The 13,068-nt window shown below is 49.3% G+C and carries 17 protein-coding genes and 1 tRNA gene; 10 read left to right on the forward strand and 8 right to left on the reverse strand.

Translation table 11 applies throughout. The features are described from left to right. The first annotated feature begins 130 nt into the window (after positions 1-130). From ACJAYR_RS09950 to ACJAYR_RS09990, 9 genes are all read left to right on the forward strand, one after another. Positions 131-745, forward strand: coding sequence for a ribonuclease D (locus ACJAYR_RS09950; RefSeq protein WP_415236469.1), 615 nt, complete (start codon positions 131-133; stop codon positions 743-745). 175 nt (positions 746-920) lie between these two features. Further along, positions 921-1,922 (forward strand): KpsF/GutQ family sugar-phosphate isomerase, encoded by a 1,002-nt coding sequence (locus ACJAYR_RS09955; RefSeq protein WP_415236470.1) that lies wholly within the window; start codon positions 921-923, stop codon positions 1,920-1,922. An 11-nt stretch (positions 1,923-1,933) separates the two neighbouring features. After that, entirely contained in the window at positions 1,934-2,614 is a 681-nt protein-coding gene (gene lptC, locus ACJAYR_RS09960) for an LPS export ABC transporter periplasmic protein LptC (protein ID WP_415236471.1), read from the forward strand. Positions 2,615-2,638: 24 nt separating this feature from the next. Beyond that, a complete protein-coding gene (lptA, locus tag ACJAYR_RS09965; protein ID WP_415236472.1) occupies positions 2,639-3,175 on the forward strand; it encodes a lipopolysaccharide transport periplasmic protein LptA in 537 nt (178 codons plus the stop codon). A gap of 18 nt (positions 3,176-3,193) precedes the next feature. Then, the gene (gene lptB, locus ACJAYR_RS09970; protein ID WP_415236473.1) at positions 3,194-3,973 is read left to right on the forward strand and encodes an LPS export ABC transporter ATP-binding protein; all 780 of its coding nucleotides are present in this window, start codon (positions 3,194-3,196) and stop codon (positions 3,971-3,973) included. Between the two features lie 42 nt (positions 3,974-4,015). Continuing rightward, positions 4,016-5,569 (forward strand): RNA polymerase factor sigma-54, encoded by a 1,554-nt coding sequence (gene rpoN, locus ACJAYR_RS09975; protein WP_415236474.1) that lies wholly within the window; start codon positions 4,016-4,018, stop codon positions 5,567-5,569. A 131-nt stretch (positions 5,570-5,700) separates the two neighbouring features. Next, complete coding sequence (gene hpf, locus ACJAYR_RS09980) at positions 5,701-6,294, forward strand: ribosome hibernation-promoting factor, HPF/YfiA family (protein ID WP_169543798.1); 594 nt, start codon at positions 5,701-5,703, stop codon at positions 6,292-6,294. A gap of 53 nt (positions 6,295-6,347) precedes the next feature. Beyond that, the gene (ptsN, locus tag ACJAYR_RS09985) at positions 6,348-6,806 is read left to right on the forward strand and encodes a PTS IIA-like nitrogen regulatory protein PtsN (RefSeq protein ID WP_169543797.1); all 459 of its coding nucleotides are present in this window, start codon (positions 6,348-6,350) and stop codon (positions 6,804-6,806) included. Between the two features lie 106 nt (positions 6,807-6,912). After that, a complete protein-coding gene (locus ACJAYR_RS09990; RefSeq protein WP_415236475.1) occupies positions 6,913-7,929 on the forward strand; it encodes a M23 family metallopeptidase in 1,017 nt (338 codons plus the stop codon). Positions 7,930-7,951: 22 nt separating this feature from the next. Here the strand turns inward: ACJAYR_RS09990 and ACJAYR_RS09995 are convergent, their stop codons facing one another. Continuing rightward, a complete protein-coding gene (locus ACJAYR_RS09995; protein ID WP_169543795.1) occupies positions 7,952-8,170 on the reverse strand; it encodes a hypothetical protein in 219 nt (72 codons plus the stop codon). Positions 8,171-8,214: 44 nt separating this feature from the next. After that, the gene (locus ACJAYR_RS10000) at positions 8,215-8,661 is read right to left on the reverse strand and encodes an Hsp20 family protein (protein WP_267177747.1); all 447 of its coding nucleotides are present in this window, start codon (positions 8,659-8,661) and stop codon (positions 8,215-8,217) included. Between the two features lie 210 nt (positions 8,662-8,871). Here ACJAYR_RS10000 and ACJAYR_RS10005 point away from each other — a divergent pair, with 210 nt between their 5' ends. Then, positions 8,872-10,383: a 3-hydroxyacyl-CoA dehydrogenase gene (locus tag ACJAYR_RS10005; RefSeq protein ID WP_415236476.1), complete on the forward strand. Its 1,512-nt coding sequence runs from the start codon at positions 8,872-8,874 to the stop codon at positions 10,381-10,383. Between the two features lie 32 nt (positions 10,384-10,415). Here ACJAYR_RS10005 and ACJAYR_RS10010 read toward each other — a convergent pair whose 3' ends face one another. The 6 genes from ACJAYR_RS10010 to ACJAYR_RS10035 all read right to left on the reverse strand — a co-directional run bounded on the left by ACJAYR_RS10010 (position 10,416) and on the right by ACJAYR_RS10035 (position 13,054). Further along, a complete protein-coding gene (locus ACJAYR_RS10010; RefSeq protein ID WP_169543792.1) occupies positions 10,416-10,691 on the reverse strand; it encodes a hypothetical protein in 276 nt (91 codons plus the stop codon). A 66-nt stretch (positions 10,692-10,757) separates the two neighbouring features. Then, complete coding sequence (locus ACJAYR_RS10015; RefSeq protein ID WP_415236477.1) at positions 10,758-11,123, reverse strand: nitrile hydratase accessory protein; 366 nt, start codon at positions 11,121-11,123, stop codon at positions 10,758-10,760. Beyond that, positions 11,120-11,782, reverse strand: a complete 663-nt coding sequence (nthB, locus tag ACJAYR_RS10020) for a nitrile hydratase subunit beta (protein ID WP_415236478.1) — start codon at positions 11,780-11,782, stop codon at positions 11,120-11,122. The genes ACJAYR_RS10015 and nthB overlap by 4 nt, the downstream gene beginning before the upstream one ends. After that, positions 11,782-12,402: a nitrile hydratase subunit alpha gene (gene nthA / locus ACJAYR_RS10025; protein ID WP_415236479.1), complete on the reverse strand. Its 621-nt coding sequence runs from the start codon at positions 12,400-12,402 to the stop codon at positions 11,782-11,784. Before nthA ends, nthB begins: the two co-directional genes overlap by 1 nt. A 141-nt stretch (positions 12,403-12,543) precedes the next feature. Further along, positions 12,544-12,619: transfer RNA gene (locus ACJAYR_RS10030), tRNA-Ala, on the reverse strand. A gap of 114 nt (positions 12,620-12,733) precedes the next feature. Then, positions 12,734-13,054 carry a TIGR02300 family protein gene (locus ACJAYR_RS10035; protein ID WP_169543788.1) on the reverse strand — a complete coding sequence of 107 codons (321 nt, stop codon included), beginning with the start codon at positions 13,052-13,054 and terminating at the stop codon, positions 12,734-12,736. Positions 13,055-13,068 lie beyond the last annotated feature (14 nt).

Consider the following 13,068-nt stretch of genomic DNA (forward strand, 5'->3'; position numbering starts at 1 on the left):
TATTTTCGCCTTCCTGTGCGCTCCGCTTCTGTCTCAGGCATTGAAATTTATGCCGGTTACGGCTAAGGATCAGTCTAAAGGCCCCGCTTGAAGGCCAACATTGATACCACTATTACCAACTGGATACAGAATGACCATTTACCTCCACCACGGTGACTTACCGGCGAATATTGATCTTGGAAACGAGATTGCGGTTGATTCAGAGACCATGGGCCTTCTGCCGCATCGCGACCGCCTCTGTCTGGTACAGCTCTCGGCCGGAGATGGAGATGCTCATCTGGTCAAATTTGATGGCAAGACCTATGACGCGCCCAATCTTGCCAAACAACTGGCAGATCCGGAACGGACCAAACTCTTTCATTTTGGCCGTTTTGATATTGCGGTTATTCAAAAGTATCTGGGGGTTACCTGTCGCCCGGTTTACTGCACTAAGATCGCATCACGTCTGGTCCGGACCTATACTGACCGCCATGGCCTTAAAAATCTGTGCCAGGAACTGATCAATGTTGATATTTCCAAGCAGCAGCAAAGTTCTGACTGGGGTGCAGCAGAACTGACTCAAGCACAGCAGGAATATGCCGCATCAGACGTTTTATACCTTCATCAGTTGCGCGATCAATTAAACATCATGCTGGAACGTGAAGGCCGGACAGAATTGGCTCAGAAATGCTTTGACTTTTTGCCGGTGCGGGCCGAACTGGATCTGGTGGGCTGGGATGAGACAGATATCTTCGCCCATTCATGAACCCAGCCGGTTCATGTAACCGCCATTCGGAAATAGGAGCCTGAAAATATTGAATTATTTGCGGGCGTCCCCGCCTCTTGTTAAGGACAGGAAACTCTCCTATATTCGGAGGGAATGACCGTCATGGCGCCAGCTCATTGATAGTTTGATATTCCAAAATGGATTGAAGATCAGTATGACACTTCCAGAGGATACAAAAACGGCACGTCTGGATGACCAACGAGATCTGGTCTCTGCCCGGCGGGTTCTGCAAATTGAAGCCGATGCCATCCTGCAAATGCAGCAGGCGCTGGACGGTGAGTTTATCAAGGCCCTTGATATCATTGCCAATGCCACAGGCCGTGTAATCATTTCCGGCATGGGAAAAAGCGGTCACATCGGTAAAAAAATTGCTGCCACGTTTGCGTCTACTGGAACTCCCTCACAGTTTGTCCATCCTGGCGAAGCCAGCCATGGCGATCTGGGGATGATTACCCGCGAAGACGTTGTTTTATGCCTGTCCAATTCCGGCGGCACAAAAGAACTGGGCGATATTATTGCCTATACAAGACGGTTTAATATCCCGCTGATTGCCATTGTTGGCAAAGCGGACAGCACACTGGGCCGACGAAGCGATGTTGCCTTGCTGCTGCCCGATGCCCCCGAAGCCTGTTCTATTGGTCTGGCCCCCACTACATCAACAACACTCACGCTTGCCATGGGCGATGCTTTAGCGATCGCCCTGCTGGAACGCAAAGGTTTCTCTCCGGATGAGTTTCATGTTTTCCATCCGGGCGGCAAACTGGGCAGTTCTCTCATCAAGGTTGGAGATCTTATGCATCGCGGCGATGAAATGCCGTTAATTGATCAAGACACGCTCATGGATCAGGCCTTGCTGCAAATGTCTGCCAAAGGGTTTGGTTGTGTCGGTATTCTTGATCCGCAAGGGGCGCTTGCCGGTATCATTACAGACGGCGATTTACGCCGCCATATGGGAGCGGGCTTACTCACCAAGAAAGCCCGTGAGGTCATGACCACCCAGCCACAAACAACGAAACCCGGTGCCTTGGCGGCCGAAGCTTTGGCGCAAATGAACCAGACCGGTTTTAACGGGATCACCTGCCTGTTTGTGCTCGAAGGGGCGGTCCCGGTCGGTGTCCTGAGTGTCCATGACTGCCTGCGCAACGGCGTTATGTAAAAATGGAAAAAATGTCTTCCCTAAATAATCAATCCGGCGGAGGCCTTGCCCCCGAGACGGTTACACCGGTCGTTATGGAGGACATACCGGAACTTGCAAAATCTCTTCAGCATCAGGCAAAGCGATATACAAGTTTTGTGTCTGTGATGAAATTTGCGCTGCCCGCACTGGCTCTTATCCTTATTGCGGTGGTGTTTCTATTGCCCAGCCTTGAAAAGGAAGAAGATGCCATCACCCTTGAATATAAAAAAGTGACCACAAGCCCGACCGAGACCCGGATGTCAAACCCTCGGTTTTTGTCCAGCGATGATGGAAACCAGCAATATGTTGTCACCGCAGACAGTGCGATACAGCCGGATATTAATTCAAAAGAGGTCGATCTGACCAATCTTCAGGCAGATATTACGCTGAAGACCGGGCAATGGTTGTCCATGACTGCGCCAAGCGGGCGACTAAACCCGGATACCGGCTATCTGGATTTACACGGTGGTATCGAGATTTTCTCTGACAACGGGAACCAGATCTATGCTGAAAGCGCCCATGTTAAGCTGCGCGAGCGGGTCATTGAAAGCAAGGAAGGCATGAAAGGGCATGGCCCTTTAGGCGAATTTGAAGCTGACAGGCTTGTGGCCAAGCAATTAAATGGTACCATTCGCTTCGAAGGCAATGTAAAAATGATTTTGTATCCGTAAGAACTGGCAACGCCGGACGAATAGATGAAACTTATGATCAGTAGAACCCTTGTAGCTTTTTTCCTGCTTTTTAATCTGGCAGGCATCCAGAACGTCTCAGCCCAATCAGCATTGGGCGGCGGGTTTGATACCGATCAACCAATTGAAATTCTTGCAGATTCTTTGGAAGTTCAACAGGAAAAGCAGATCGCAACCTTTGAAGGGAATGTTCAGGTCATTCAAGGGGATATCCGCTTAAAAGCTGCAAAATTACTGGTATATTATTCACAGAACGGCAAAAAAAGCTCTGCTTCTGATACAGAAAACCCACCCAACATTCGTAAAATCGATGCGCTTGGCGATGTGTTTTTATCCAGCCCCCGTGAAACGGCAAAGGGCGATAAAGGCTTTTATGATGTTGTTGAAAAGAAAATTCAATTGACCGGCAATGTCGTTCTCACTCAGGGGCAAAGCGTCCTGCGCGGTCAAAAAATGACACTGGATCTTGTTTCGGGGAAAAGCCGAATTGATGGAACTGGCGGTCGTGTGCGCGGTATTTTTGTACCGCAAAAGAAACAATAACAGACCACCGGATGACATATGACCGATAACATATACATAAATCCAGAAGAAAGCGGTCCTCGTCTCGTCGCAGAAAATAGTGGGCTAACAGCCCAGAATATTGGAAAATCTTTCAAGAAACGGCCTGTTCTGCGCGGCGTAGACATCACTGTAAGGCGCGGCGAAGCCGTAGGCCTTCTGGGGCCAAACGGGGCCGGTAAAACAACCTGCTTTTATATCATTTCTGGTCTTATGAGTGCCGACTACGGCACCGTCACGCTGGACGGGATTGATGTAACCCACATGCCCATGTACCGTCGTTCACGGCTGGGGATCGGTTATCTGCCGCAGGAAGCCTCCATTTTTCGCGGCATGACTGTCGAGCAGAATATCCGCTCAGTTCTGGAATTGATCGAACCCATCCGGGCCAAACGGGAAAATATGCTGGAAGAACTGTTAGCAGAATTTTCCATCTCCCACTTGCGCCGGACGCCCGCGATTGCCCTTTCAGGCGGGGAACGGCGGCGGGTCGAAATTGCCCGGGCACTTGCCGGCAAACCAAACTACGTCATGCTCGATGAGCCCTTTGCCGGCATTGATCCCATTGCTGTTGGCGATATCCGAGATTTGATTTCTCATTTGAAAGATCGGGGCATTGGTGTTCTTATTACAGAGCATAATGTGCGAGAAACGCTTGAAATCATTGATCGAGCATACATTCTTAACGATGGTCATGTCATAAAGGAAGGCAACCCGTCGGAAATTGTCGCCGACGAAAGTGTAAGACGCGTATATTTAGGGGATCGCTTCAATCTCTGATCAATACACCAATGATCAGAAAATTGGAGATCGGGAGAAAAAATGGCCTTAACGCCAAGACTGGATATTCGGCAGGGTCAACAGCTTGTGATGACTCCGCAATTGCAACAAGCGATCAAGCTTTTGCAGTTGTCCAACTTGGACCTTGCCAATTTCATCGAACAGGAACTTGAAAAAAACCCGCTGCTAGAGCGCGGGGATGCGGATCTAGATGTCAACCAACCCGCAGAAGTCGTCTCAGACAATGATGCGGGATTTGGTGAAGAAGGGGCCGACAGTGCTGCACTGACCGATTTATCCCTCGGCGACGCAACGGCGCTACCCGAAACATCTGACAGCCCCCTGGATACTGATTACGATAACCTGTACAACAATGACAGCGCGTCGGATGGTGCAAATGAAAGTCCTGCAGCAAACGCGACCGATTCCGGATATCTGGCAGCCACAACAAGCAGTAGCGGCTATTCCGGGTCAGAATTCAGTCTGGAAAATACACTGGCCGAAGACCTGTCTTTACAGGATCATCTGACAGGCCAGCTGAGCCTGCTGCCCTTACCCGCACCGACGAAATTCATAGCAACCTACCTTATTGATCTGGTTTCAGACGCCGGGTATTTCACCGGGGATACGAGCGAAATATCAGAAACCCTTGGCTGCACGGAACAGCTGGTTGTGGAAACACTGGACATTCTCAAAGGGTTCGAGCCTTCCGGGGTTTTCGCTCAGGATCTTGCCGAATGCCTTGCCTTACAGTTAAAAGATAAAAATCGATATGATCCGGCGATGGCTGCCCTGCTTGATAATCTGGAACTTCTAGCGCGCGGAGACTTGAAAACTCTGATGTCCCTTTGTGGGGTAGATCGCGAAGATATCACAGAAATGGTCAGTGAAATCCGCGAACTGGATCCGAAACCCGGGTTAAAGTTTGGACATGATGTTTCAAACACAGTTATTCCGGATGTTTTTGTCTCCCGAAACCCGGATGGAAGCTGGCATATTGAACTAAATACAGAAACCCTGCCGAAAGTTCTTGTAAACAATCGATATCATGCACAAATCAGTAATAAGCCCCTGAAAAAACAGGAAAAGGAGTTTATTTCGGAATGTATGAATACAGCGAACTGGCTTGTAAAATCCTTGGATCAACGGGCAAACACAATCCTCAAAGTCGCGACTGAACTGGTCGCCCAACAGGAAATGTTTTTCACGCAGGGAATTGAATATCTGAAACCCATGAACCTCAAGGCAATCGCCGATGCCATTCAAATGCATGAAAGCACGGTGAGTCGCGTTACAGCGAATAAATATCTTGCGACGGCACGTGGCGTGTTCGAACTTAAGTATTTCTTTACCTCTGCCATCAATTCTACATCAGGAGGAGGAATATCTCATTCAGCAGAATCTGTTAAATACAAACTCAAGCAGCTTGTGGACGATGAAAAGCCCAACGCTATCCTCTCTGACGACAAGATTGTTGAGCTTATGAAACGCGAAGGGATTGATATTGCACGGCGCACCGTGGCAAAATACAGGGACGCCTTGAATATCCCGTCGTCTGTTGAACGCAGACGACAGAAAAAGCTTCTCACCACCTAAAAACGGGAGCTAGAAAAATGGAACCACCTGTACAAATATAATACTGAAATCAATAACTTAAGTAACCTATCCAGATACTAATTTTTGATCTGTGATAGATAAGAGATTTACTAGAAGAATTGGATCAGCACATGCATGTGATTGTTAAAGGTAAGCAAGTCGACGTTGGAGATTCCTTAAGAGAATACATTGATTCCACCCTAAACGAGCGGGTCTCAAAATATTTTAACAACGCGATAGATGCCCAGGTTACCCTTAGCCGAAAAAACCATAATTTCCATATTGAGTGCAGTGTCCATATAGGGTCCGGGATAGATATTACCGCATCCTCAGACCACACAGATGCCCATTCTTGTTTTGATCTGGCAGCCGAACGCATTGACAAACAACTCAGAAGATATAAAAGACGCCTCAAAGATCACCACGGCAAGGAACGTGCGAAGGCCAAAAGAGCAATGGCCGCGCAATCCTATGTGATCGCCCCTGAAACAGAAGAACCAGAGGTCGAGGTCGAAGTTAGCGACGAGTGGCAACCGATTATCATCGCCGAACAAAGCGAGGATATTCCGGATTGTTCAGTCGGAGAGGCTGTAATGAGGATGGATTTAGCCAACCTGCCTGCCATGATGTTCCAAAATTCCGGGACAAAAGGCCTGAACGTCGTGTATCGGCGTCCGGATGGCAATATTGGCTGGATTGATCCTAAAATGGAAAAGGCTGGCTGAAACAGTAAAGACGCTGTATCCAGTCAGCAAATTTAGTAACAAGACAAGAGACCATGGAAATAGCTGATCTTATCAGCCCGGAAACAGTTTTCGCCGATATCAAGGCAAGCAGTAAAAAACAAACACTGCAGGAACTGTCTCGCAGGGCCGCAGCCGTCACAGGGTGCGACGAAAGAGAGATATTGAACGTATTGATCGAGAGAGAGCGGCTAGGCACAACTGGTGTCGGTCAGGGTATTGCCATTCCGCATGGCAAACTCTCCTCGATTGATCGCATTCAAGGTTTCTTTGCACGCCTGGTATCGGGCGTGGATTTTGACGCCATGGACGACATGCCTGTCGACCTGGTCTTTGTCTTGCTCGCACCTGAAGAGGGTGGCGCAGACCATCTGAAGGCACTCGCCAGAGTGTCCCGGACTCTGCGCGACTCCGGCCGGTGCGAGAAATTGAGGGGTACGGAAAGTGCGGATGCCCTTTTTGCCGTTCTGACAGACGATAGTATTGCTGCCTGAAAAAACTGAGGATAATTGTGCGGCATCGCACAGAAATTTCACACAGGCCTGATACTGTCCCGTCCATGGATCTGCCCTTAAACCCGCAGACAGACAGGGAATAATAATGCGCTTTGTGTCGATACCGGCCGTCCTGCCAATTCTTCTGATTTTGCCCCTCACGGTTCTGGCGCAACAAAAATCTCCTCCTCCTGAACTCGGCCTTCCTGTGAAGTGTAGCTTGGGCGAAGATTGTTTCGTGCAGCATTATATTGACACTGACCCGACCAAAAACGCCGCAGATTATCAATGTGGATCGCTCACCTATGATAATCACCGGGGCACAGATATCCGCATCCGCACACTGGCCGACATGGCAAAGGGTGTACCTGTTATTGCCTCTGCCGATGGGGTTGTTACAGGGTTACGGGATAATATTCGAGATCAGTATTTTAGCGATTACTCAAAACCACAACGAAGAAGCGTCTTTGAAAAAGGATTGGGCAACGTTGTTGTTCTGGGTCACGGGAACGGCTGGACAACATTTTACGCCCATTTGAAAAAGAACTCGATCACCGTAAAGAAAAATCAGCGTGTTAAAAAAGGAACTGTGATTGGCTATGTGGGAATGTCCGGGGTCACGGATTTTCCGCATGTTCATTTTGAACTTCGCCATAACAACAAACGCATTGATCCGTTTACCGGGAACGCCATCAAATCCGGATGCGGTCCTTCTGAACAAAATTATTGGGATGACCTGACACGGGTTTCCCTGGCCTATCAACAAACCGGGTTTTTATATACCGGTCTTTCAGAAACTCGGCCGAACGGGCGAAAGGATCTGGAAAAAGGTGTGCGAAAACAAGAGAGCCTGAACAGCGCTGCCCCCACTTTATTTTTCTGGAGTTATTATTTCGGCAGCCGCAAAGATGATATTGTTACGTTGGTTCTGAAAGGGCCGGATGGCCAGATACTGGCGAACTACAGATCGGATCCAATGCCGAAAAATCAAATCAGCCGAAATTTTTACATTGGAAAGAAAAAACCCGCGGGCGGATGGCCAGCGGGTCTGTATCAGGGTGAAATTTCCATCACCAGAAATGGTAAGCATCTCACGGATCGAGCCGTCATTTCTGTTAAATGAGGGTCATATCGTAAAGCGGTTTTTAACTGACCATATAGGCGTCGAAATCATTTTGGCGTGCAATTACCAACGCCACATCTTCACTTTGTTCTTCACCGAGTTTCTGGCCGTCCGCGGAAAAAATGCCATATACCACGTTGCCGTCTTCTTCAATTTTGCGAATATAAGCCATTTCCATGGAACCCAACACTGCGAGGGCAGCAGGACTCAACTGACGAAGGGTCGCTTCTTGATACTGCATTACACTACTCCTGTTTCACCAATTTCAGACAGATCCGAGTGGATCTAAGAGGCGTCAATTGTTTTAAGATCCTTGCGAGACCCTTTGGTATTGATTTTGATCTGCGTCACATCTCGTTTTTGCTCTGGAAGAAGCAGGTTGATATGCAGCAAACCATTATCCATTTCAGCACCGGTAATCTCTATTCCTTCCGCAAGGACGAATTTCTTTTGAAATTGTCTGGCGGCGATTCCGCGATGCAAATAAATGCGACCGTTATCCTCTTTTTGTTTACCATGGATGATAAGCTGGTTTTGTTCCAGTGTTATCTGTAAATCTTCTTCAAAAAAACCGGCAACAGCGAGTGATATTTTGATGTGGTAATCGGAAATTTGCTCAATATTATAGGGCGGATAACCTTCTCCGCCGGACTTGGCAAGTTGTTCAAGCATATGCTCGAAGTGATCAAAGCCCAATAATAATGGGCTATTAAACATGGATACACGCGACACGGTACTGTCTCCTCTGTTGAGCGAGTGTGACCTAAGGTCCAAATTTGGCACCTTTGGAACAGCCCGGTATGGCGCTGCCCTCACATTTAATGTAGGTTGCCCGGGCGTCGTCATCAAGATGCAGTTTTAAAATTGCAGATTTTGAATTTCAAATTTTATCCATGCGGTTAAAACCCAAAGAAAAGCAAAAATAGAACGGGAGTCGTTTTAATGAGTATCGATCCAAATAAAAATGGTCTGACAGTCGGCATCATTGGTGCTGGTGCCATGGGGCGCGGTATCGCACAGGTTTCAGCAACAGGCGGCATGAACGCCATAATCTTTGATACTGCCGACGGCGCCGCTCAGGCTGCAAAAGACTTTATTTCCGGCATGATCCAGCGATCTGTGGATAAAGGGCGAATGTCAGCAGAAGACGGCGCCTCAGCCGCAGACCGTGTAAAGGTTGCCAGCGCTTTGACCGACCTGAAGGACTGTGACCTTGTGGTCGAAGCCATTGTTGAAAACCTCGAAATCAAGCAGAGTGTTTTTAAACAGCTGGAAGAGGTTGTCAGTGACGCCTGCATTATCGCGTCTAACACCTCCAGCATTCGGATTTCCAGTATTGCCTCTGCCTGCCGACTTAAAGGCCGGATTGCAGGCCTGCATTTCTTCAACCCGGTTCCTTTGATGAAACTGGTAGAAGTGATTAACGGGACCGATACAGCGGCCGAGACCACCAGCGCCCTGGAAGTCATCGGAAAACGCATGGGACGGGTTCCTGTTGTGGTGAAGGATGCTCCCGGATTCCTGGTCAATCTTGGCGGCCGCGCCTATACGACCGAGGCATTGCGGATCGTATCAGAAGGCGTAGCCAAACCTCATGAAGTTGACGCGATCATGCGCGATTGCTGCGGTTTCAGAATGGGACCGTTCGAATTGATGGATTTGACCGGGATCGATGTCAACTTTCCGGTCAGCCAAATCATTTATCACGGATATTTTCAGGATAAACGCCTGTCGACCGCGCCCTTGCACGAAAGTATGATGGAAGCGGGCCGTTTGGGCCGGAAAACAAAAGCCGGTTTCTACGACTATGAGGCAGACGGCACCCTTATTCAGCCAGAGAACACTCAGCAGGTAACAGCCGCACCGGCAGGCCGTGTCGTTCTTGCAGAACCCTCCCCGTCCTTGGAGCCTTTACTTCGCGATCTGGGGATCAGTGTTTTGAAAGAAGATGACGGTGTCAGCCCGATATTGGCGGCCCCTGTCGGCGAAGACTGTACCTCGCTGGCGGTCCGTTTGCGGTTGGACGCGAAAAGGCTGGTTGCCATTGATACCCTGACCGGTACCCACGCCCATACAACAGTGATGGCCGCGCCGGGTGCCGACGACGAGATTGTCGATAGTGTGATCTCAGCTTTATATCGTCACACAAGTACCGTTACCCGCATCAAGGATTGCCCCGGCTTCATTGCCCAGCGCATCCGGGCAATGGTTGCCAATCTAGGGTGTGAAATGGCGCAAATCGGCATTGCAAGCCCCGAAGATATTGATAAGGGCATGAAGCTCGGTCTGAATTATCCATTGGGATCTGTTGAAATGGCAGACTATATGGGCAGCCGAAACACCCTGAAAATTCTGGAGAAACTTCAGTCCATCACCGGTGAAGAACGATATCGCCCCAGTCAATGGCTGCGGCGCCGGGCTTTGTTGGGTCTGCCAATTCATACACCAGACTGAAAAACAAAAGGCGCCCGATGGGCGCCTTTTTATTAGTTTGCGTTTTGAGCCTCGCGCTCAGCTGACTCGGCGGCCATTCTTGCCATTTCCTGCAAGGCGCCGGCGACTTGGGCGCTGCCACCAAGGCTGGTTTCCATCGCCTGCATCAAGGTTGCAACAACGCCCGCATTGAAAAACTCGCGTTCCAGTCCTTCTTCCAGACATTTCTGCAAGGCGCCATCCAGACTCTCCGTAATAATCTGTGCCGCTTTATCCAGTTTTTCTTTGGTTTCCATATCCGGCATACCGAACGAAGGGGTGTCCTGCACAATAAATTCCTACTCTTGTCTATTCCTGTTGCCCAACACTTAATCCCAATCTACCAAAATCGCAAATTATATGCGCTCCGGATCCAAAGTGATGGGCTTACCGTGATCCGTATGAGCGTTAGCCTGCCGCCATTCCTCTTTGCGAACCGATAACTGATCCAGACTGACCAGTTTCTTCTGATCGACAAGGATTTCCAGCGCCGCAAGCCAACACAGATAGTAATTTTCATTCCCGCAGCCGCGTCCCTGCTGTGTCGCTTCGGCAATTTGGGCGCCAAAAATATCCGCCCATTCTGACCAGCTGAACAACCCTTTCTCATGCAGCCCAACCGTCATTGCAAACGCCTGTGCCTGCCAGGGTTCATCAAAGACCGGTCCGTCTTCATTTCGCGGGATATCCATATCTTTCAGAACCGGCTCCAGATCACTCATGTTGCCGCCTCCAGATGGTCGTCCCAAAGATCGACATACACATAATCGCCCGGCGTTCCATCTGCCCCCCATAGCGCTTCCGACGAAAAACGAACACTGTATAAATGCTGCGGATCTTCGTTCCCATGGGCACTGCTATCCGCAAAAACATGAAGTCCGTAATCTGTCACGATTTCCCCTGTATGGCCTCGGGCATATCGGGGAAGGCGGGTGTGGCCCGCAGGGTGAATATTGCGGGCACGAACAACATCTTTCACCTTAAAACGCGCGGGCTTGCCTGTTTTTCGGATATAATTCGCCCCCTTCTCCATCATCGCAGGAATGTCTTCACCGGAAATAGCCGGTTTATGGGGGGTCGTAACCGGCTTTGGCGCCACAGCACCGGACAGCTCATCTTCGCTGATCAGCCCTTTTTCAGACAAAATTCGAATTAATCCGTCCAGCCAGATTTCATAATAACTGCTGGTTAAATATTTACCGGGATCCATCCGTTCGCGGGCATGACGGGATTCATCGATATTTCGAACGCCAAGGGCACTAACGGCATTGTTCAGGGCAAACATCCGTTTTTCCCAGTCTCCATGAAATACCGGCTCATTCTCTTCCGGATCGATGGGGCCCATCCCGTGCATACCGCCCATATCATGTACACCATCCATCAGGCAGCCTCCCCAATAGAAGGCGGATCCGCCTTTTTCACACCGATCATGCTATCCCGGCTGACCAACGCCGCCAGTTGCGTTTCAGTAAGCCCTTCAGTTCCGTCGGGCCGCTTTGGAATAACCAGATACCGTGTTTCAGCCGTGCTGTCCCACACCCGCACTTGGGTTTCTGCCGGTAAAACGGTTCCAAATTCTTCCAGAACTTTTCGCGGCTCGCGCACCACGCGGGATCGGTAAGGCGCTGATTTATACCAGACCGGCGGTAAGCCCAGAACCGGCCACGGATAACAGGAGCACAGGGTGCAAACGACCACATTATGAACATCGTCCGTATTTTCTACGGCGATGATCTCTTCCCCCTGAGCGCCGGTATAGCCTAATTCGGCAATCGCCTCCGAGGCGTTTTGCATCAATCGTTTCTTGTATTCTGGATCGCACCAGGCTTTTGCAACAACAGCCGCGCCGTTTTTTGGGCCAACCTGATGTTCATACCGCTCGACCAATGCATCAAGAGCAGATGTTTGGACCAATCCTTTTTCTACAAGCAACGATTCCAGGCTTTTTACCCGAAGCACGGTTTCTGGTAATGGCGCACTATGTTTGTGATTGTGTCCCATGGCATCCTCTTTGAACGGAAATTGCGGTACAGGATATCATGAAACAAAATGGGTCAGAAAGACAATAACCTTTGTTTGAAGAGGAACCGCGCGTTCAAGAAAAAAGGCCCGGACTTTACAATCCGGGCCTTTCTTGAATTCTGGTGGAGCCAGACGGGATCGAACCGACGACCTCTACAATGCCATTGTAGCGCTCTCCCAACTGAGCTATGGCCCCAAAAACGATGTTTCCATCGCAAGCGCAACGGAACCTATTCCGAAGCGCAGAGCATTTCAAGTCAAAAAATAAAGGATAACCAGAAAAGCGATCTTTTCTGGTATTTTTCCTAAATCAGAGATCTTCTTCCTTGGCAGGTGCACTTACGACACCCGACAGATCATCATCATCTTCGTCATCAGGAAGATCAATATCCTCATCGCCATCAAGAATTGCATCATCATCCAGCAAAACACTTCCCTCTTCATCTGAAGAAGGTTTTTCTGGTGCCTTTACTGGTTTTGCAGGTTCAGCCGTTTTCCTTGATTTTAGAAGTTTCTCAGGCACGTGCTTTGCACCACATGCCGGGCAGATAATTGGATCCTTCTGCATATCGTAAAACGGTTTACTACAGGATGTACAACGATGCTTTTCGCCCCATTCCGGTTTTGCCATTTCATACCCTCAGC

Origin of the sequence: Sneathiella sp. (assembly GCF_047631475.1) — a bacterium.
Classification (GTDB): Bacteria; Pseudomonadota; Alphaproteobacteria; order Sneathiellales; family Sneathiellaceae; genus Sneathiella.